This is a genomic window from Sphingopyxis yananensis (assembly GCF_020687785.1).
GTDB classification, from domain to species: Bacteria; Pseudomonadota; Alphaproteobacteria; order Sphingomonadales; family Sphingomonadaceae; genus Sphingopyxis; species Sphingopyxis yananensis.
Map to the genome: position 1 here is coordinate 895,199 of NZ_JAJEWI010000005.1, position 17,781 is coordinate 912,979.

General features: G+C 58.5%; 22 protein-coding genes. 12 read left to right on the plus strand and 10 right to left on the minus strand.

Features of this window, described 5'->3' with window-relative positions; all coding sequences use genetic code 11:
• Nucleotides 1-14: 14 nt before the first annotated feature.
• Complete coding sequence (locus LKO31_RS06720) at nucleotides 15-830, minus strand: SDR family NAD(P)-dependent oxidoreductase (protein WP_227689462.1); 816 nt, start codon at nucleotides 828-830, stop codon at nucleotides 15-17.
• 303 nt (nucleotides 831-1,133) lie between these two features.
• Here LKO31_RS06720 and LKO31_RS06725 point away from each other — a divergent pair, with 303 nt between their 5' ends.
• A complete protein-coding gene (locus LKO31_RS06725; RefSeq protein WP_227689463.1) occupies nucleotides 1,134-1,667 on the plus strand; it encodes a CarD family transcriptional regulator in 534 nt (177 codons plus the stop codon).
• 102 nt (nucleotides 1,668-1,769) lie between these two features.
• Here LKO31_RS06725 and truA read toward each other — a convergent pair whose 3' ends face one another.
• Together truA and fmt are read right to left on the minus strand one after the other, a co-directional pair.
• Nucleotides 1,770-2,513, minus strand: a complete 744-nt coding sequence (gene truA / locus LKO31_RS06730; RefSeq protein ID WP_227689464.1) for a tRNA pseudouridine(38-40) synthase TruA — start codon at nucleotides 2,511-2,513, stop codon at nucleotides 1,770-1,772.
• A gap of 70 nt (nucleotides 2,514-2,583) precedes the next feature.
• Nucleotides 2,584-3,504, minus strand: coding sequence for a methionyl-tRNA formyltransferase (gene fmt / locus LKO31_RS06735; protein ID WP_227689465.1), 921 nt, complete (start codon nucleotides 3,502-3,504; stop codon nucleotides 2,584-2,586).
• Nucleotides 3,505-3,596: 92 nt separating this feature from the next.
• Here fmt and recR point away from each other — a divergent pair, with 92 nt between their 5' ends.
• From recR to def, 3 genes are all read left to right on the plus strand, one after another.
• A complete protein-coding gene (recR, locus tag LKO31_RS06740) occupies nucleotides 3,597-4,193 on the plus strand; it encodes a recombination mediator RecR (protein WP_227689466.1) in 597 nt (198 codons plus the stop codon).
• On the plus strand, nucleotides 4,190-4,633 hold the full coding sequence (locus tag LKO31_RS06745) for a hypothetical protein (protein ID WP_227689467.1): 444 nt from the start codon (nucleotides 4,190-4,192) through the stop codon (nucleotides 4,631-4,633). The genes recR and LKO31_RS06745 overlap by 4 nt, the downstream gene beginning before the upstream one ends.
• Nucleotides 4,634-4,765: 132 nt before the next feature.
• Nucleotides 4,766-5,293 carry a peptide deformylase gene (gene def / locus LKO31_RS06750; RefSeq protein ID WP_227689468.1) on the plus strand — a complete coding sequence of 176 codons (528 nt, stop codon included), beginning with the start codon at nucleotides 4,766-4,768 and terminating at the stop codon, nucleotides 5,291-5,293.
• Between the two features lie 117 nt (nucleotides 5,294-5,410).
• Here def and LKO31_RS06755 read toward each other — a convergent pair whose 3' ends face one another.
• Nucleotides 5,411-5,965, minus strand: coding sequence for a nucleotide exchange factor GrpE (locus LKO31_RS06755; RefSeq protein WP_227689469.1), 555 nt, complete (start codon nucleotides 5,963-5,965; stop codon nucleotides 5,411-5,413).
• Between the two features lie 4 nt (nucleotides 5,966-5,969).
• The gene (gene hrcA, locus LKO31_RS06760; RefSeq protein ID WP_227689470.1) at nucleotides 5,970-7,013 is read right to left on the minus strand and encodes a heat-inducible transcriptional repressor HrcA; all 1,044 of its coding nucleotides are present in this window, start codon (nucleotides 7,011-7,013) and stop codon (nucleotides 5,970-5,972) included.
• 156 nt (nucleotides 7,014-7,169) lie between these two features.
• On the opposite strand from hrcA, the gene rph reads away from it, so the two are divergent.
• The 5 genes from rph to LKO31_RS06785 all read left to right on the plus strand — a co-directional run bounded on the left by rph (nucleotide 7,170) and on the right by LKO31_RS06785 (nucleotide 11,606).
• Nucleotides 7,170-7,886 (plus strand): ribonuclease PH, encoded by a 717-nt coding sequence (gene rph, locus LKO31_RS06765; RefSeq protein ID WP_227689471.1) that lies wholly within the window; start codon nucleotides 7,170-7,172, stop codon nucleotides 7,884-7,886.
• 2 nt (nucleotides 7,887-7,888) lie between these two features.
• Nucleotides 7,889-8,509: an RdgB/HAM1 family non-canonical purine NTP pyrophosphatase gene (rdgB, locus tag LKO31_RS06770; RefSeq protein WP_227689472.1), complete on the plus strand. Its 621-nt coding sequence runs from the start codon at nucleotides 7,889-7,891 to the stop codon at nucleotides 8,507-8,509.
• Nucleotides 8,510-8,586: 77 nt separating this feature from the next.
• Nucleotides 8,587-9,732, plus strand: a complete 1,146-nt coding sequence (gene hemW, locus LKO31_RS06775) for a radical SAM family heme chaperone HemW (RefSeq protein ID WP_227689473.1) — start codon at nucleotides 8,587-8,589, stop codon at nucleotides 9,730-9,732.
• A 51-nt stretch (nucleotides 9,733-9,783) separates the two neighbouring features.
• Nucleotides 9,784-10,650 carry a tyrosine-type recombinase/integrase gene (locus LKO31_RS06780; protein WP_227689613.1) on the plus strand — a complete coding sequence of 289 codons (867 nt, stop codon included), beginning with the start codon at nucleotides 9,784-9,786 and terminating at the stop codon, nucleotides 10,648-10,650.
• Between the two features lie 221 nt (nucleotides 10,651-10,871).
• On the plus strand, nucleotides 10,872-11,606 hold the full coding sequence (locus tag LKO31_RS06785; protein WP_227689474.1) for a murein L,D-transpeptidase catalytic domain family protein: 735 nt from the start codon (nucleotides 10,872-10,874) through the stop codon (nucleotides 11,604-11,606).
• 104 nt (nucleotides 11,607-11,710) lie between these two features.
• Here the strand turns inward: LKO31_RS06785 and LKO31_RS06790 are convergent, their stop codons facing one another.
• From LKO31_RS06790 to LKO31_RS06805, 4 genes are all read right to left on the minus strand, one after another.
• Nucleotides 11,711-13,171: a L,D-transpeptidase family protein gene (locus LKO31_RS06790; RefSeq protein ID WP_227689475.1), complete on the minus strand. Its 1,461-nt coding sequence runs from the start codon at nucleotides 13,169-13,171 to the stop codon at nucleotides 11,711-11,713.
• A 90-nt stretch (nucleotides 13,172-13,261) separates the two neighbouring features.
• A complete protein-coding gene (accC, locus tag LKO31_RS06795) occupies nucleotides 13,262-14,614 on the minus strand; it encodes an acetyl-CoA carboxylase biotin carboxylase subunit (protein ID WP_227689476.1) in 1,353 nt (450 codons plus the stop codon).
• 22 nt (nucleotides 14,615-14,636) lie between these two features.
• Entirely contained in the window at nucleotides 14,637-15,122 is a 486-nt protein-coding gene (gene accB, locus LKO31_RS06800) for an acetyl-CoA carboxylase biotin carboxyl carrier protein (RefSeq protein WP_227689477.1), read from the minus strand.
• Nucleotides 15,123-15,185: 63 nt separating this feature from the next.
• Complete coding sequence (locus LKO31_RS06805) at nucleotides 15,186-15,626, minus strand: type II 3-dehydroquinate dehydratase (RefSeq protein ID WP_227689478.1); 441 nt, start codon at nucleotides 15,624-15,626, stop codon at nucleotides 15,186-15,188.
• Nucleotides 15,627-15,715: 89 nt separating this feature from the next.
• Here LKO31_RS06805 and thiS point away from each other — a divergent pair, with 89 nt between their 5' ends.
• The 3 genes from thiS (at nucleotide 15,716) to LKO31_RS06820 (ending at nucleotide 17,011) form a co-directional block, all read left to right on the plus strand.
• Nucleotides 15,716-15,919, plus strand: coding sequence for a sulfur carrier protein ThiS (thiS, locus tag LKO31_RS06810; protein ID WP_227689479.1), 204 nt, complete (start codon nucleotides 15,716-15,718; stop codon nucleotides 15,917-15,919).
• Nucleotides 15,916-16,686 carry a thiazole synthase gene (locus LKO31_RS06815; protein ID WP_227689480.1) on the plus strand — a complete coding sequence of 257 codons (771 nt, stop codon included), beginning with the start codon at nucleotides 15,916-15,918 and terminating at the stop codon, nucleotides 16,684-16,686. The genes thiS and LKO31_RS06815 overlap by 4 nt, the downstream gene beginning before the upstream one ends.
• 142 nt (nucleotides 16,687-16,828) lie before the next feature.
• Nucleotides 16,829-17,011 (plus strand): CsbD family protein, encoded by a 183-nt coding sequence (locus tag LKO31_RS06820; protein ID WP_227689481.1) that lies wholly within the window; start codon nucleotides 16,829-16,831, stop codon nucleotides 17,009-17,011.
• 47 nt (nucleotides 17,012-17,058) lie between these two features.
• Here LKO31_RS06820 and LKO31_RS06825 read toward each other — a convergent pair whose 3' ends face one another.
• Nucleotides 17,059-17,601: a GNAT family N-acetyltransferase gene (locus tag LKO31_RS06825; RefSeq protein WP_227689482.1), complete on the minus strand. Its 543-nt coding sequence runs from the start codon at nucleotides 17,599-17,601 to the stop codon at nucleotides 17,059-17,061.
• Between the last annotated feature and the right edge of the window lie 180 nt (nucleotides 17,602-17,781).

Genomic DNA, 17,781 nt, shown 5'->3' on the forward strand with positions numbered 1-17,781 from the left:
GCCGGCAGGGCGGCCTAGCCGCGTGCCACGTTCATTTTTGCGGCATAGCCGCCCCGCACCGTGGCGTTGACTTGGTCGAACAAGGCTTCGGGGTCGCTGCGGCGCAATTGGGCAATGGCTTGTTCCGCGCCGGTCGCCAAAATCAATTCCCGCGTGCCTTGGTCCATCGCCGCCAATATGGCGTCGGCGGCCATGCTGGGTGCCATACCATTTTCAATGGCTTGGTCGCTTTCCCCGCGCTTGCTGCCGTCGGCGGTCAGCGCGTTGCGGCTGACATTGGTGCGCACGCTGCCCGGCGCGACGACCAAGATTTTGACGCCCAAATGCTCATTTTCCGCGCGGACACTGTCGTGATAACCGATGAGCCCATGTTTGGCGGCGCAATAGGCGCTGCGCAGCGGGACGCCTGCAATGCCCGCAACACTAGAGATAGCGATGATCTGGCCAGATCCGGCTTGCACCATATGGGGCAAGACTTGCTGCGTTAGCGCGATGGGGGCTAGCAGATCGACCCCAATGATATTTTCATAGACGGAAAAATCCGTTTCAATGGCCAGACTGCGCTGGGAAATGCCAGCATTATTGACGAGACCTTCGATGCGGCCTTTCCAATCCAAGGCGCGCTGGGTGATGGCGGGCAGGGCGGCATAGTCGGTAGCTTCGAAGGGGAGGACCAAGGCGTCGCCTGCCAAGCTATAAGCCAATTCATTGAGGGCCTGCACATTGCGGCCCGATAAAATGACATCAGCCCCCCGCGCCGCCAAAGCTTGTGCCAAGGCCGCGCCAATGCCGGACGATGCGCCGGTGATCCACCAGACGGGTTTCTTCACATCATTCTCCCATTCCTATTATGCGCAGATGGTGCGTTGGCGTGGGGATATCGTCAAGCGGAGGAGCGGCCATTTGGGGCGGGGGTGGCAATTTTGTGGCGACTCTGCTATAAACACGGTCAACACGTTTGCTATTTGGTCGCTGGCTTGGGTCATGCGGCATATTGGCAGGCGTTCCGATGGAGCCAATTCACTTGTCCTTATAAAAGGCTAGCGCCAATTTCAAAATCGTGATCCTGCATTTGAAGGGGTCGCGTTTTTCTGCGCTGGATAGGATGGACAAGGGTTAAGAAAGGAACATGCATGTCCGCTAGCACGCTGCTTTTTGAAGTGGGGGACTATGTCGTTTATCCAAAGCATGGCGTAGGCCGTGTTATTGAGTTGCAAAAGTCGGAAATCGCCGGAATGCAGTTGGAACTTTATGTTCTGCGTTTCGAAAAGGAAAAAATGACCCTGCGCGTTCCTACCAACAAAGCCGAAGGCGTTGGTATGCGCAAATTGTCTTCGGACAAGACGCTGAAGGAAGCGTTGCAGGTGTTGACCACCAAGCCCAAGGTGAAGCGCACCATGTGGGCGCGCCGTGCGCAAGAATATGAAGCAAAGATCAATTCGGGCGATCTTGTATCGATTGCCGAAGTGACCCGCGACTTGTTCCGTGCTGATGACCAGCCAGAGCAAAGCTATTCCGAACGCCAAATCTTTGAAGCGGCATCCAGCCGTTTGGCCCGCGAATTGGGCGCGATGGAAGAGACGGACGAAAAATCGGCTCAGTTGAAAATTCTGCAAATTTTGAACGAACATGCGCCGAAATATTATGCGGAAAATGCGGTCGTATAATCGCGCTTTGGTCCTGTGATGGGCCAAATGATCCGTTGAAATGCAAAAGGGCGGTCCGATATGGGCCGCCCTTTTTTATGAAGCGTGATTTAGGGTCAAGACCTAGGCGGGATAAAGGGCGTTGACGAAAAACAGTCCGTCCGGCGGCGCGTTGAGGCCCAAAGCGGCGCGGTCGGCGGCTTGCAGGGCGCCTTGCAGATCATCTTTGGTCCAGCGGCCCACACCGACCAGCACCAAACAGCCGACCATCGAGCGCACCTGATGATGCAGGAAGCTGCGCGCCGCTGTTTCGATGATAATATCTTGGCCGTGGCGGCTGACGTCCAACTTATCCAGCGTTTTGACGGGGCTTTCGGCTTGGCAATGGGCCGAGCGAAAGGTGGTGAAATCATGGAGGCCGATCAGCAATTGGGCGGCGTCGTGCATGGCGTCCGTGTCCAAGGCTTTGGGATATTGCCAGCATAGCCCCTTGTCCCATGTCAGCGGCGCGCGGCGGTTGATGATGCGATATTCATAGGAACGGCCGATGCAGGAAAAGCGGGCGTGCCATTCGGGGGCCACTTCTTCGCAGGCCAGCACCGCAATGGGGGCAGGGCGAAGCTGGGCGTTAATCGCCTCCATAAAGCGAAAGGCGGGCAGGGGTTTTTCAATATCGACATGCGCGCGCATGGCGACGGCGTGGACGCCCGCATCGGTGCGGCCCGCGCCCATGACAATGCAGTCCTGCCCCGTGATGCGCTGGATGGCTTCTTCAAGGGCTTGTTGAACGCTGGGGCCGTGTTTTTGGCGCTGCCAGCCCATATAAGGGCGGCCATCAAATTCAATGGTAAGGGCAAATCGGGTCATCTGCGCCCTTTGCCGCTTTCGGCCTGAAAAGTCGAGCGGGGCAGCAAAGGGCGCAGGCAGAAGGAAAGTGCTAAGCCAGTTTGGTGCCCGCCTTGATCGGGCGGCCACGCAGCAGGTCGGCGGCGTCCATCGCGGGCTTGCCTTGGCGCTGCACGCGCGTAGCGCGAATGGCACCGGGGTTGCAGGCGATGGTTAAGGCATCGTCCACGGTGGTGGCGGGGCTGGCCCCGATCATGCTTTGGGCAGGGGACAGAATATCGGCGTTCAGCAATTTATAGCGTTCGCCGTCATATTCGAAAAAGGCCCCGGGCATGGGGTTGAAGGCGCGAATTTGCCGTTCCACCTGAACCGCGCTGGTCAGAAAATCGAGGCGGGCCTCGCTCTTTTCGATTTTTGACGCATAGGTGACGCCGTCGTCGGGTTGTGGTTCGGGTTGGAAGGCGTGAAGGTCGCTGAGGACGCGCACCATCATGCGTGCGCCCATATCGGCCAGTTCGTCGGTTAATTCGCCGGCGCTTTTACGGGCGATGGGGGTGCGTTCGATAAAGCGCATATCGCCCGTGTCCAGACCAACATCCATTTGCATGATGGTGACGCCAGTTTCCATGTCGCCCGCCAAGATTGCGCGCTGGACGGGGGCCGCGCCGCGCCAGCGGGGCAGGATGGAGCCGTGGACGTTGAGGCAGCCGTGGCGAGGCGCATCCAAAATGGCGGAGGGCAAAATCAGACCATAGGCCGCGACAATCGCGACATCCAAATCCAAGGCGGCAAAGGCGGCTTGTTCGTCGGCCGATTTCAGGCTTTTGGGGGTGCGGACCTCTAGGCCATGGTCCTCTGCCCATAAATGCACCGCGCTTTTTTGCAATTTCTTGCCGCGCTGGGCGGGGCGGGGCGGCTGGCTGTAGACCGCCACTATGTCGTGACCCGCAGCATGAAGCGCGGCCAAAGTCGGTACCGCAAATGGCGGCGTTCCCATGAAAGATATGCGCATAGGCTGGCTTTGCAGAAGCTTTGCCCGCTTCGCAAGGGCCGTTTGCCGCCAACAGGCTTGCATGGACACCAAAGCCGCGCCAAACAGCAGGCATGGCATCGACGGAAATTGAAGCATTGGTCCAGCAATTGGCGCGTTTGCCAGGCCTGGGCCCGCGTTCGGCGCGCCGCGCCGTGCTGCATTTGATGAAAAAACGCGAAAGCGCCTTTGTCCCCTTATTGGCGGCGCTGCAAAATGTGTCGGACCATCTGGTCACTTGTGGGAAGTGCGGCAATGTCGATACACGCGACCCATGCGGCATCTGCACCGATGCGCGGCGGGATGCGCGGTCGATTTGTGTGGTCGAAGAAGTATCGGACCTGTGGGCGCTGGATCGGTCGCGCCTATTTCCCGGACGTTATCATGTGCTGGGTGGACGATTGTCGGCGCTGGAGGGGGTCAGGCCGCAAGATTTGAATATCGACGCGCTGATCGTTCGCGTGGCGGATGGCGGCGTGGATGAAGTGGTGTTGGCAATGAACGCCACGCTGGAGGGGCAGACGACCGCCCATTATCTGGCGGAACGGTTGGAGAATTTCCCCATTCGCCTGACGCAATTGGCCCATGGTTTGCCGGTGGGCGGCGAGCTGGATTATTTGGATGACGGCACTTTGGCGCAGGCTTTGCGCGCCCGTAGGCCAGTGGCTTGATGCGGCATTTCGGGAAATGGGGTTGCCTGCTGCTATCCGCGATAGGGCTGGTGTTGGCGGGATGCGGGGTGCGCGAAGCGCGGCCCAGCGAGTTGGAAATGGACCGCGCCGATGCCGCTTTGCAGGCGGAGCCTTGTATTGGGGAATTGGTCGATTGGCACCGCAGCTATTATTATCACGCCAAATATTTTGGCGATGAAGTGGAAAAGGCGGCCAAGGAAGATCGATCACCGCGCGCCAGCGGGCATTTGCGCCATATTTTGGGTTTTGAATTGTTGCACACGCAGTCGGATGGCGAGCAGCGCATCAGCTTGACGAGCCCACCGCGTGGCGGCGCGGCGGCCAGCGATGGCGATAGAATAGTGCGCCGCGCCGCAGGAACATTTAATCTGCGCACCGGTGATTTGGACATGGCCCATTGCGACGCAGAGGCCCGCTAAGGCGTGGCCGCCGATATGAGTGACGGGGATGCGCCAAGGGCGGCCCGATAAAATGGCGCGAATATTGCCCAAAACGGCGGATTGGGACGTACGGCCCCTTGACATTGACGGTGCACGCCATAACTCGCCCCCATGGCCATTCTTCCTATTATTGAAACGCCGGATCCGCGTCTGCGCGTCATTTCCGAGCCCGTCGAAACATTTGACGATGAGCTGAAGCAGCTGATCGCCGACATGTTTGAAACCATGTATGACGCCCCCGGCATTGGTCTGGCGGCCATTCAGGTAGGCGTGGCCAAGCGGATTTTGGTGATCGATCTGCAAGAACCCGATCCTGAAGACCCCGACGGTAAAAAGCTGATCCGCGAACCGCGCATATTCATCAATCCGGTATTTTCCGAGGAATCGGAAGATGACAGCATTTACCAAGAAGGCTGTCTGTCGGTGCCGGAACAATATGCCGATGTCATTCGTCCCGCCGAAGTGACGGTGGATTGGCAGGATGAGAACGGCGACAAGCATCGCGAACGCATGACGGGGTTAATGGCGACCTGTATCCAGCATGAGCATGATCATCTGGAAGGCATTTTGTTCATCGACCATTTGTCGAAGCTGAAGCGCGACATGCTGTTGAAGAAGCTGGCGAAAGCGCGGCGCTGATCGCGAATATCGACGCCCGATTGGGCATGAAAAAAGCGGCGCCTGATGATGATCAGGTCGCCGCTTTTTTATGGGCCATCCCACCCTTGATGGGCGATGGGCGATGGGCGGGGCGGTTTAGTCTGCTTTTTTCGCGACGCCGACCATGGCGGGGCGTAGCAGACGGTCTTTCATCATATAGCCTGCCATCATTTCCTGAACGATGGTGCCGGGTTCTTTGTCGCTGGGGATTTCGACCATGGCTTGGTGCTGGTTTGGGTCCAGCGGCAGGTCGATGGACGCGATGCGGGTGATGCCATGGCGTTCAAACACGCTTAGTAATTCGCGCTCGGTCGCCTCTAGGCCGGTGACAAAAGGCTTGAACGCTTCGTCGGCGCGCTGTTCGTCGCTGAGTGCGCCCAAGGCACGGCCCAAATTGTCGGCAACCGACAAAATGTCGCGCGCAAATTTGGTGGCGGCATAGGCGTGCGCGTCCGACACTTCTTTTTCCGCACGGCGGCGAACATTTTGGGTTTCCGCTTTGGCGTATAACAGGTCTTGTTGAAGCGTCGCAATTTGTTCCTGCAACGCCGCTTCGGCGTTCACATTCTCACCCTCCGCTGCGGGAGTTTGCGTGGCTTGGTCGATGGCTTCGCCGTTTTCGATCGGCGTTTCATTTGTGTTTTCTGTCATAACCCTATCGTATCAGTTTCGAGAGCGATTGTGCGGTAAAATCCACCATGGGAACTATGCGGGCATAGTTCAAGCGTGTGGGGCCAATAACCCCCACCACGCCGACAACACGGCCATCATGACCATGATAGGGCGCGGCGATAACGGACGAACCGGATAGCGAGAAGAGCTTGTTTTCCGATCCGATAAAAATGCGTGCGGCGCTGCCTTCGCGGGCGTTGTTCAGCAGGCCGACAATATCTTGTTTATTTTCCAATTCATCCAGCAATTGTCGCACACGGTCCAGATCGCCCGCCATGCTATCGTCCAGCAAATTGGCTTGGCCGCGCACGATCAAGACGGGGCGATCCGCCCCATCGGTGGACCAAATCGCCAGACCTTTGGCGACCAAATGGGCGGCGGCTTGGTCAATGGCCAGTTTTTCTTGGTCCATTTCGCGTTGCAGGCGGCTTTGCGCCTCGGCCAACGTCATGCCCGCCATCATGGCGGTGATGTAATTTCCAGCCTCGACCAAGGTTGATGCGCCAATGCCGTGCGGCAGGTCGATGATGCGGTTTTCCACTGTGCCATCGCCCGCGACCAAGACGGCAAGGGCTTGGTTTTGCGTCATGGGCACAAAGGAAATCTGGCGCAATGTGCGTTCGGATTTGGGCACCAAGACCAAGCCCGCACAGGCCGACAGGCCAGATAGCGCGGCGGTGGCTTGTGCCAGCGCGCTTTCAATGGGACCAGCGTCTGTGATGCTTGCTTCGATTTGGGCGCGGTCATTGGCGCTGGTTTCGGCCACTTGCATCATGCCGTCGACGAACAGGCGTAGGCCTTGTTCGGTCGGCAAGCGGCCCGCACTGGTGTGCGGACTGGCGAGCAGGCCCAGTTCCTCGAGATCTTGCATCACATTGCGAATCGAGGCGGGCGAAAGGTTGAGCGCCGAAAATTTGGATAAGGTTCGCGATCCAACCGGTTGTCCGGTTTCCAAATAGCTGTCGACCACCATACGAAATACATCGCGGGCGCGCGTCGTCAATTCGGTGAAGGGCGGCGTCAACATGATGATAAAATAGGGATGCTGGCCAGAAGGGCAAGAACCCCGCATCCCGATGCACGAGAATTTCCGCAGAAAGAGGCGGGAAAGCGAGCGTGGGGCATTGAGCCAAGCGGGTCTGCGTCCTAAAGGCGGGGGCAATTCATTATCGAAAGGAAATTTATGCGTCCCTCAGGCCGCTCGCCCGACCAAATGCGTCCGATCAGCATCGAGACGAATTTCACCATCCACGCCGAAGGCAGCGTGCTGGTTTCTTTCGGCAATACCAAGGTGTTGGTGACCGCCAGCATCGAAGAAAAAGTACCGCCATTTTTGCGCGGCAAGGGTTCGGGCTGGGTGACCGCGGAATATGGCATGTTGCCACGCGCCACGCACACGCGCGGCAGCCGTGAAGCGGCCAAGGGCAAGCAATCGGGCCGCACACAGGAAATCCAGCGTCTGATCGGCCGCTCGCTGCGCGCTGTGGTGAATATGGAAAAGCTGGGCGAACGCCAGATTGTGATCGATTGCGATGTGATTCAGGCCGATGGCGGCACGCGCACAGCCTCGATTTCCGGCGCTTGGGTGGCGCTGCGTTTGGCGGTGAACAAATTGCTGGCATCGGGCGCGTTGAAGGTGGACCCGATTGAAGATCAGGTCGCGGCCATTTCGTGCGGCAATTATAAGGGCACGGCGGTGCTGGACTTGGATTATGACGAAGATAGCGTGGCGGAAGCCGACGGTAATTTCGTGCTGACCGGCAAGGGTCAGATTGTCGAAGTGCAAGCATCGGCAGAAGGCGCAACCTATGACGAAGAAGGCTTGCTGCGCCTGCTGCGCTTGGCCCGTATTGGTTGCGGCGAAATTTTTGCCGCGCAAAACAAAGCGGTGGCAGGATAATCATGCGCAAGCTCTCTGCCGGTAAGCTGGTGATTGCCAGCCATAATCAGGGCAAGGTGCGGGAAATCCGCGCCTTGCTGGCACCCTTTGGTATCGAACCTGTTTCGGCCGGAGAGCTTGGCTTGCCGGAACCCGAGGAAACCGGAACGACATTCCGCGAAAATGCGCTGCTGAAAGCCCATGCCAGCGCAAAGGGGACTAATTTGCCCGCTTTGGCCGATGACAGCGGTTTGGAAGTCTTGGCCCTTGGTGGCCGCCCTGGCGTCTACACGGCGGATTGGGCGGAGCGCCAATGGTTTGAGGGCGAAAAGGGCCGCGATTGGTATATGGCGATGGGCAAGGTTGAAGGACTGCTGGCCGAGCAAGGACCAGATGTCGACCGTAGCGCCCGTTTTGTTTGCACGCTGGCCATTGCGTGGCCGGACGGCGAGGAAGCGGTGTTTGAAGGCATAGTGGACGGCGATTTGACATGGCCGCCGCGTGGGGACTTGGGCTTTGGCTATGACCCAATGTTTGTGGCCAAGGGTTATGATCGGACCTTTGCGGAAATTGACCCTGCGGAAAAACATCAAGTCAGCCACCGCGCCGATGCCTTTGCTAAATTGGTTGCAGGCGCATTTTGATAGAAGGAAAGGCGGGAGCGATGATGTTTCCGCCTTTCGCTTTTGCTGATGGGGCGAAAAGCGGCTAGAGGGCGGGGATGCCCGAAAATATTGCCCTTTATGTCCATTGGCCCTTTTGCGTTTCCAAATGCCCCTATTGCGATTTCAACAGCCATGTGCGCGGCAGCGTGGACCAAGAAATTTGGCGGGGCGCATTGTTGAAGGATTTGGCGCATGAGGCGGAATTGCTGCCTGACCGCCGAATAAGTAGCATTTTTTTTGGTGGCGGCACGCCAAGCTTGATGCCGCCCGCCACCGTAGCGGCGGTGATTGCCGAGGCCGATCGGTGGTGGGGGCTCACCGATGATTGCGAAATCACGCTGGAAGCCAATCCGAACAGCATTGAAGTGGCGAATTTTCCTGTCTTGGCGGATGCGGGGGTGAACCGCATTTCCATTGGTGTGCAAAGCTTTGACGCGCGTGTGTTGCAATTTTTGGGGCGGGCGCATTCGGGAGAAGAGGCGCGGCGGGCGATTGCCGCAGCGCAGGAGCATTTTGCGCGGGTGAGCTTTGACCTGATATATGCACGGCCGGATCAGACGATGGCGGCGTGGGAAGTGGAACTCCGCGAGGCGCTGGCTTTTGGCACAGGGCATTTGTCGCTGTATCAATTGACCATCGAGGCGGGCACACGCTTTGCGACCTTGGCGGCCAAAGGCGATTTGGTGATTCCCGATGGCGATAGCGCGGCAGACCTGTTTGATGTGACACAGGCGATGACAGCGGCGGCTGGCCTGCCCCGCTATGAGGTGAGCAATCATGCGCGTGTTGGCCAAGAAAGCCGCCATAATCTGACCTATTGGCGCTATGGCGATTATGCCGGTGTCGGGCCGGGGGCGCATGGGCGCAGGCTGAGCCAAGCGACGGAGCGGCATAAAAAGCCAGAGAATTTCATTAGCGCGGTGGAGCGCAACGGGCATGGCTTGAAGGTGGAACAGGATTTGCCGCCGCATGAACGCGCCACCGAAGCCATGCTGATGGGCCTGCGGCTGACCGAGGGGCTGGATTTGGCACGGGTGGAGATGCGCAGTGGCTTGGCGCGTGATGCCTTTTTTGACGCCGCCGCCGCCGCACGGTTGGCGCGTCAGGGGTTGGTGACGCATTTGGGTGACCGTTTGACCGTGACGGATGATGGGATATTGCTGCTCGATTCCTTGCTTTCCGAATTGGTGTTGACTGAATAATCTGAAGCAACAAGCGGAGGCAGACGGGTGCAGCAGATTATCACCGCATGGATGGACCATCTGGACAATGAAAAGCGCCGGTCGGAGCATACGCTGCGCGCTTATGGTGCGACGGCGGAGCGGTTTTGCGGATTTTTGATGGAGCATCATGGCCGCGCGGTGGACGAGGATTTGCTGCGCGGACTGGGGGCGAATGACCTGCGGTCTTATTTGGCGGTGCGGCGCGCCGGCGATGGCATTGGCAACGCGTCAGCCGCGCGGGAATTAAGCGCGCTGCGCAATTTTCTGGCCTTTGTGGGGGGCAGCAACAAAGCGGTGCCGCAACTGCGCGGACCCCGTGTGAAGCGCGGATTGCCGCGCCCCATTGCGCCGGAACAGGCGATGGATTTGGCGCAAAATATGGCGTCCACCGCCACCCAAAATTGGATGGGGGCGCGGGATTTTGCGTTGCTGCTGCTGCTTTATGGGGCGGGCCTGCGCATTGGCGAGGCGCTGGCGCTGCGCGGCGATGTTTTGCCGCTGGGCGAGAGATTGCGAGTGACGGGCAAGCGCAGCAAAATGCGCATCGTGCCGATTCTGCCGCAAGTGGCGGCGGCGGTGCAGGCTTATGTGGATGCTTGCCCTTATGATATTAGCGCCGATCATCCACTGTTTTTGGGCGCGCGGGGGGCGGTGTTGTCGCCTGCCGTGGTGCGGGCCAATGTGCGCTCGGCGCGGCGCAGCTTGGGCCTGCCGGAACGCACCACGCCCCATGCGCTGCGGCACAGCTTTGCGACGCATTTACTGGCGGGCGGCGCGGATTTGCGCAGTTTGCAAGAATTGCTGGGCCATGCCAGCCTAGCGTCGACACAGGTGTATACGGGCGTTGATGCGGCCCATTTGATGGATGTGTATCGCAACGCCCACCCACGGGCCTGAGTGCCGTTCGGACGGCTGGTTTCCGTTGGTTGCAGATGGTTGCACGGGCGTTAAGCTTTTTCCAACTGTTCATGGCGATTCTCGCACATATGCCCGCAGGGCGATGGATGGGCCTTGAAAAATAGGCTTTGCATCGCCCTATAAGTGGGTGAAGATCATGTGGGTTGCACCGCTGGGCGGGCCAATGGGATGAATTTGTGACGAATATGATGGACCGTCGAATGATGTTGGGGGGCTTGGCTGGCCTGATGGGTGTCGCCGCTGCTGGCCCCGCCAAGGCGCAATTTCCGCTGTCCGGCACGGGCGGATTTGGTGGGAATGCCGCGCCTTTGCCGCCAACATGGACACCGCCAGCGCCCGTTGATTATCTGGCCGTGGCGCGCCGCCAATTGGCCATTCAGGGCACGCGTATTGGGCAGAGCGACCGTGTTGGCGTGGTTGATTTTGGCTTGGCATCATCGCGCCCGCGTTTTGCGTTGGTGGATATGGTGGCGGGCAAGGTGGATTTATATCCCGTCACCCATGGGCGCGGTTCGGACCCCCAGCATGATGGATGGTTAAAAAGCTTTTCCAACCGCGTTGGGTCGCTGGCGACATCACGCGGGGCCTATCGTACCAGCGATTATTATTGGGGCGCGAACGGGTCGTCGATGCGGCTGCAAGGTTTGGAGCCGGACAATAATAATGCCGATGTGCGCGCCATTGTGGTGCATGGCGCATGGTATGCCGAACCCCAGCTCATCCAAACGCAAGGCAAGCTGGGCCGCAGTGAAGGTTGCTTTGTATTCGGCGAGGCTTTGTTGCCGATGATCTTGTATAAATTGGGGCCGGGGCGGTTGCTATTTGCCGACCGTTTGACCCAAACGCCCGCCAGCAATTTTGCGCCGCCAGTGCCAGGGACGGAAAATCTGATTAGGGCGACCGCCCAGCAACATTTGCCTGTGAAGGCCGATTGATACGGCCAAAATAGCGCATGTCACCGATGTTATGGGTATAAAAAATCCCCGCTTTGGAACAGTCCAAGCGGGGATTTTTTATGCGCCGAAACGGGGCTGGCGAATCAATAAATACCGCTGACCGTGGGGGCGGTGACCTTGGGCTTGTCAGCGGCCTTTTCAGGCGCGGCGGGTGCCGAGGGGGCCGCTGCTGCTGGTGCCGCGGGCTTGGCTGCTGGCTTGGCCGACGTGGATGCCGCTGGGGTGGCCGAGGTTGCGGGGGCCGCAGGGGCGGTGGCGGTCAAGACGGTCGCGGCCTTGCGGCCATCCTTGGCGAAGCTGGCGACCACGGGGGCGTCGCGATCGTATAGGTCGTTCAGCTTTTTCACGCCGCCCTTGCCGTCGGGAACGACGGTCCAATAAGCGACATAAACAGGGAAGGGTTCTTCGAAACGAAAGCGCGTGGTTTCGCCGCTGGCGATGGCGGCGCCAAATTCTTCGGCTGTTTTGCCAGCGAATAAAATGGACATCAGGCCCGAGAAATGCAGCGCCCGTTCGGTACGGATACAGCCGTGGCTGAAGGCGCGTTCGGCGGCGTTGAACGCGCCCTTGGAGGGGGTGTCGTGCAAATAGATGGCATGTTCGTTGAGCATTTCCATCTTCATCACACCCAGCGCATTATTGGGGCCAGGCTTTTGCGTGACCCACAGATTTTTGCCGCTGCCCGTCCATGTATAGCCTTGGGCGCGGGCGCGGGCGGGGTTGGTGGCAATGGTGTGGCCAATGCCTTCGTTGACGATGCTGCGCGGCAATTTCCAATCGGGATTGACGATAATGCCGGTGGCCAATGGGTTAAGCTGCGGCGTTGCCGTGGCGGGTTTGCCGACCACCGCCTTGTGGGTGGCGATCAGCGTATCTTCGTGAATAACCCGCGTCAGATATTCGGGGACGTTGCTGACGACATAACGGCTGCCCAATTGTTGGGGCATCCAGCGCCAGCGTTCCATATTCACGCGGATTGCGTCGGCATCGGCCTTGGTCTTGGCCTTGGGCAGGGCAGCGCGCAGCACGGCAAAGTCGGCATGGGCTGGATTGAAGCGGGCTAGGGTCGCAGGCAAATTGCCCGCCGTCAGGGCGTCGCGGAGCATGGGCAGCAAGGGCAGATTTTCGGCGTCCTTGTCGGTCATAAACCATTGGCGGCGCGCCGCATTGGGGGTGCGGCCATCGCGCAAATGGGTGGCCAGCAGCAAATAAGCGTCGGTTGCAACTTGGTTCAGCAAATGTTGGTCGTTGCCATCAATGGCGGCTTGCAAAGTGGCGGGGCTGTAATCTTTGGTGAATAGACCTTCTTTGCCCACATCCTGAATGAACGCCAGCAGAGCGCGGGCGTTGGCTTTGCTCCAATCCGGCAGGGCTTGTTCAGCCTCATTGACCATAGTTGGTGCGTCGTCTGTCACGCGGTCCGGTTGCAGGACAACGCTGTCTTCCTTGACATTGCTTTGCGCGCTGGCGGGTGCGGCCAGCAATGCAAAGGACAGAGCCGCCGCCGAAACGGCACGAATGGAGAAAGGGGGGGAAGAAGTCATGACCAAGGTCATAGACAATCTTCCCCCCCTTTGAAAGAAGCGGACCAATAATTTTAACGCCAAATCAAGATGAACAAATGTTCATCTGATTCAAGCTTCTTCGCTTTGTGCCAGCCATTCTTCGAGCCACTTAATCGTATAGTCGCCGTTGATGACATCGGGCTGGGCCAACAAGGCTTGATGCAGTGGGATATTGGTTTTGACGCCGCTGACCACCATTTCTTCGAGCGCGCGGCGCATCCGCATCATGCAGCTTTCACGGGTGCGACCGTAAACGATCAGCTTGCCGATCATGCTGTCATAATAAGGCGGAATGGAATAGCCCGCATATAGCCCGCTATCGACCCGAACATGCATGCCGCCAGCGGGGTGATACAGGTTGATCTTGCCGGGCGATGGCATGAACGTGCGCGGGTCTTCGGCGTTGATGCGGCATTCCATCGAGTGACCGCGAAATTCCAGTTCATCTTGGCGAACCGACAGGCCTGCGCCGCCAGCGATGCGAATTTGTTCGCGGACCAAGTCGAAACCGGTGATCATTTCCGTGACGGGATGTTCCACCTGAATACGGGTGTTCATTTCGATGAAGTAAAATTCACCATTTTCCCACAGAAATTCGATGGTGCCAGCACCGCGATAGTGCATTTTCGCCATAGCGTCGGCGCAGATGCCACCCATGCGGGCGCGTTCGTCGGCCGAAATAACGGGCGAGGGGGCTTCTTCCAACACCTTTTGGTGACGGCGCTGCAAAGAACAGTCGCGTTCGCCCAAATGGATGGCGTTACCCTTGCCATCGCCAAATATCTGAAATTCGATGTGGCGTGGGTTGCCCAGATATTTTTCCATGTAAACGGTGGGATCGCCAAAGGCCGCCGCCGCTTCGCTGCTGGCTTGGCCCATCAGCGATTCGAGGCTTTCGGCGTCCGGCACCACCTTCATGCCGCGACCACCGCCGCCCGATGCCGCCTTGACCAGCACCGGATAGCCGATTTCTTCGGCGACGCGGATGGCTTCTTCGCTGTAAGTTACGGCGCCGGTGGAACCGGGAACAACGGGCAGGCCCAAGGCTACCGCCGTGCGCTTGGCTTCGACCTTGTCGCCCATAGTACGGATATGTTCCGGCTTGGGTCCGACAAAGCAAATGCCATGCGCTTCGGTGATTTCCGCAAAGCGAGCATTTTCCGACAGAAAGCCATAGCCAGGGTGGATGGCGTTCGCATTGGTGACCTCTGCGGCCGAAATGATGGCGGGGATGTTCAGATAGCTGTCCTTGGCGGACGGCGGGCCAATGCAAACCGCTTCATCGGCCAAACGCACATGCATAGCATCTGCGTCTGCTGTCGAGTGAACGGCCACCGTTTTGATGCCCATTTCCTGACAGGCGCGGTGAATACGCAAAGCGATTTCGCCGCGATTGGCGATTAGCAGTTTTTCGATGGTCATGCCCAAATTCCCAAAGCTGTGATTAGGCGATGGTGAACAGCGGTTGGTCATATTCGACCGGCTGGCTGTTTTCGACATGAACGGCGGTCAACGTGCCCGATGTTGGGGCGGTGATGGGGTTCATCACCTTCATCGCTTCGACGATCAAAATCGTGTCACCAGCCTTAACCGTGCTGCCGACAGCGGCAAAAACAGGCGCGCTGGGTTCAGGCGACAGGTAAACCGTGCCAACCATGGGCGATTTCACCGCATTGGCAAAAGCGTCGGCGGCTGGGGCGGCTGGGGCGGCTGGGGCGGCCGCAGCCGGGGCGGCTGCTACAGGGGCTGCCGCCAGCGGGGCAGGCGCATAAACGGGGGCAGCCGCCGCCGTGACGGTGCGGGCCACGCGGATTTTGCGGTCGCCATCTTCGACTTCGATTTCGGTCAAATGTGTATCGTCCAACAGTTCCGCGAGGGCGCGAACAAATGCGGGATCGATATTAATGCCATGATCTTTATGATCAGCCATGAGATATAGTCCTTTTTGCGGTGCTTTATGCACCTGATCTTATTGTTTATGGCGCTCTCTTTGTCAGAGACGGACGGCAGCGTCCAGCGCCAGTGTGTAACTGCCCGCCCCATGGCCGGCGAAATGCTGAGCCGCTGCCATACCGATATAGCTGGTATGACGAAAGGCCTCTCTTTTCATTGGGTCGGATAAATGTACTTCGATCACGGGGACGGAAATAGATTTTATCGCGTCATGCAGCGCGACCGATGTGTGCGTATAGCCACCCGCGTTCAGCAGCACCGCCTTGGCCCCCGCAAAATGCGCCTCGTGCAGCCAATCGATCAGCACACCTTCATGGTTGGATTGGCGGCAATCAACGCGGACACCCAGTTTTTCCGCCTGAATTTCCAGGCGCTGGTGAATATCGTCCAATGTGTCATGGCCATAAATATCCGGTTCACGCGTGCCAAGCAGGTTGAGATTGGGGCCTGATAAAATGAAGATAACCGGCTGGTCGGACAAGATAGGGCCTTTCGGTTGCGGTGGTTGCTGATGTCCCTATATGAGCGAAGCGGAAAAAGGAAAAGTCAGCTTCAAATAAAGGCGGAGCCGTGATTTCGATTATATTAAATGGCGAACCTCGCCAAGTGCGCGGGGGCAGTATCGCTGATCTGGTGGCATCCTTGGGTTTGGATGTGAAAAAAGTCGCTGTGGAACGCAACCGCGACATTGTGCCGCGTTCGATCTTGGGCGACGTCGCCTTGGCCGAAAATGATGTGTTGGAAATTGTGCATTTTGTAGGAGGCGGCTGTTGACCGACCAATGGAGCGTTGCGGGACGGACTTTTTCGTCGCGCCTGATTGTGGGCACCGGAAAATACAAGGATTTTGAACAAAATGCGGCGGCGGTCGCGGCGTCTGGGGCGGAAATCGTCACGGTGGCGGTGCGGCGGGTCAATGTGTCGGACCCCAGCGCGCCGATGCTGACCGATTATATCGACCCCAAGAAAATTACCTATCTGCCCAATACGGCGGGCTGTTTTAACGCCGATGACGCCATTCGCACGCTGCGTCTGGCGCGCGAGGCGGGCGGTTGGGATTTGGTTAAGCTGGAGGTGTTGGGCGAAGCAAAGACGCTATACCCCAATATGCGCGAGACGCTCTATGCAACCGAAGTGTTGGCCAAAGAAGGCTTTTTGCCGATGGTTTACTGCGTCGATGATCCGATTGCCGCCAAGCAATTGGAAGACGCAGGCGCCGTGGCCGTCATGCCGCTGGGCGCGCCCATTGGGTCGGGGCTGGGTATTCAGAACCGCGTGACCATTCGCTTGATTGTCGAAGGGGCCAATGTTCCCGTGTTGGTGGATGCCGGTGTGGGCACGGCCAGCGACGCGGCTGTGGCGATGGAGTTGGGCTGTGAAGGCGTGCTGATGAACACCGCCATCGCCGAGGCCAAGGATCCCATTTTAATGGCGCGTGCCATGAAGTTGGCTGTTGAGGCTGGACGCGATGCTTATTTGGCGGGGCGTATGGCGCAGCGCCGTTATGCCGACCCGTCCAGCCCCTTGGCGGGTTTGATCTGAGGCTGGGCAGGCCGCAGCATGGAAGAAATTAGGGAATGGGATGAGCCGTTCCCTTCTGCGGTGAGCCGAGGAACAGTGCCCTTGGGGTCTGCGTTGATTGGATATGAAGCGATTTTGCTTCAGCCAATTTCAGGAGGTCCCGATGGGTGAACTGACAGACAAAGCCAAAGGTTATGCCAATGAAGCCGCTGGTAATGCAAAGCAGGCCATAGGTAAGGCGACCGATAATCAAGAGCTTCAAGCCAAGGGCATTGCCCAAGAAGCCAAAGGCGAGGCGCAAAAGGCCGCTGGCGCCGTGAAAGGCGCATTGGGCGACAAGATTTAGTCTGGCCCTGTCCGATGATAAAAGGCCCCGATGTCGGGGCCTTTTTTTTATGATTTTTTCTGGCCGGGCTGAACGGCTTGGCGTTGTTTCCATTGCTGGGCGCTTTGCATCCACAGGTCGACACGGCTGTCTTGGACTGGCGCGGGAAGCTGTGTGGGGCCGTGGTTGGTCGCGCCCAATCGCTGTGCCAGTGCGATGGAGGCGGCATTGTCGGGGTGGATAGTATGGGCGATTTTGTCCCATTTTAAAATATCGACGGCAAAATCGATGGCGGCCACGGCGGCTTCATAGGCAAAGCCTTGGCCCGCAAATTCGGGACGTAAGCTGTACGCGATTTCGGGTTGGGGCCAACCGTCGGGCCCCCAAGGGCCGACTTGACCAAGCCAGGCGCCGCTGCTGCGTTCGATGATTGAAAAGAGAGAGTAGCCGGATATCTGCCATGCGCCGACTTGGCTGGTGAATTGTCGCCATGCCACGGAACGCGGCACCGCCCCGCCCAAAAAGGACATGGTGTCGGCGTCGGCCCGCATCGCGGCGAAGGCGTCAAAGTCTTGGGCAATAGGGGGGCGCAAGATGAGGCGGGATGTCACAAGAAAAGGTCCGGAAAACATAGGGCGAACTTTCTGATTTAGTGGGCCTTTGGTATGCAAGGGATATCGGCCCAGCGCATCATGTGCGACAACCGATTTTCAAAAGGAAAGGGCGTTGACACCGAAGTGTCAACGCCCTGCCATCCTTGAAAATTGCGCGGGCGGGGGGGGATGCCCGCA

Excerpts from the sequence above, each read along its gene's own strand:
- hemW (WP_227689473.1), top strand. The coding sequence starts at position 8,587 with ATGCCCGAAAATATTGCCCTTTATGTCCATTGGCCCTTTTGCGTTTCC.
- LKO31_RS06785 (WP_227689474.1), top strand. The coding sequence starts at position 10,872 with ATGATGTTGGGGGGCTTGGCTGGCCTGATGGGTGTCGCCGCTGCTGGC.
- LKO31_RS06790 (WP_227689475.1), bottom strand. The coding sequence starts at position 13,171 with ATGACTTCTTCCCCCCCTTTCTCCATTCGTGCCGTTTCGGCGGCGGCT.
- def (WP_227689468.1), top strand. The coding sequence starts at position 4,766 with ATGGCCATTCTTCCTATTATTGAAACGCCGGATCCGCGTCTGCGCGTC.
- LKO31_RS06725 (WP_227689463.1), top strand. The coding sequence starts at position 1,134 with ATGTCCGCTAGCACGCTGCTTTTTGAAGTGGGGGACTATGTCGTTTAT.
- rdgB (WP_227689472.1), top strand. The coding sequence starts at position 7,889 with ATGCGCAAGCTCTCTGCCGGTAAGCTGGTGATTGCCAGCCATAATCAG.
- hrcA (WP_227689470.1), bottom strand. The coding sequence starts at position 7,013 with ATGTTGACGCCGCCCTTCACCGAATTGACGACGCGCGCCCGCGATGTA.
- accB (WP_227689477.1), bottom strand. The coding sequence starts at position 15,122 with ATGGCTGATCATAAAGATCATGGCATTAATATCGATCCCGCATTTGTT.
- LKO31_RS06755 (WP_227689469.1), bottom strand. The coding sequence starts at position 5,965 with ATGACAGAAAACACAAATGAAACGCCGATCGAAAACGGCGAAGCCATC.
- rph (WP_227689471.1), top strand. The coding sequence starts at position 7,170 with ATGCGTCCCTCAGGCCGCTCGCCCGACCAAATGCGTCCGATCAGCATC.
- accC (WP_227689476.1), bottom strand. The coding sequence starts at position 14,614 with ATGACCATCGAAAAACTGCTAATCGCCAATCGCGGCGAAATCGCTTTG.
- fmt (WP_227689465.1), bottom strand. The coding sequence starts at position 3,504 with ATGCGCATATCTTTCATGGGAACGCCGCCATTTGCGGTACCGACTTTG.
- LKO31_RS06820 (WP_227689481.1), top strand. The coding sequence starts at position 16,829 with ATGGGTGAACTGACAGACAAAGCCAAAGGTTATGCCAATGAAGCCGCT.
- recR (WP_227689466.1), top strand. The coding sequence starts at position 3,597 with ATGGCATCGACGGAAATTGAAGCATTGGTCCAGCAATTGGCGCGTTTG.
- LKO31_RS06780 (WP_227689613.1), top strand. The coding sequence starts at position 9,784 with ATGGACCATCTGGACAATGAAAAGCGCCGGTCGGAGCATACGCTGCGC.
- truA (WP_227689464.1), bottom strand. The coding sequence starts at position 2,513 with ATGACCCGATTTGCCCTTACCATTGAATTTGATGGCCGCCCTTATATG.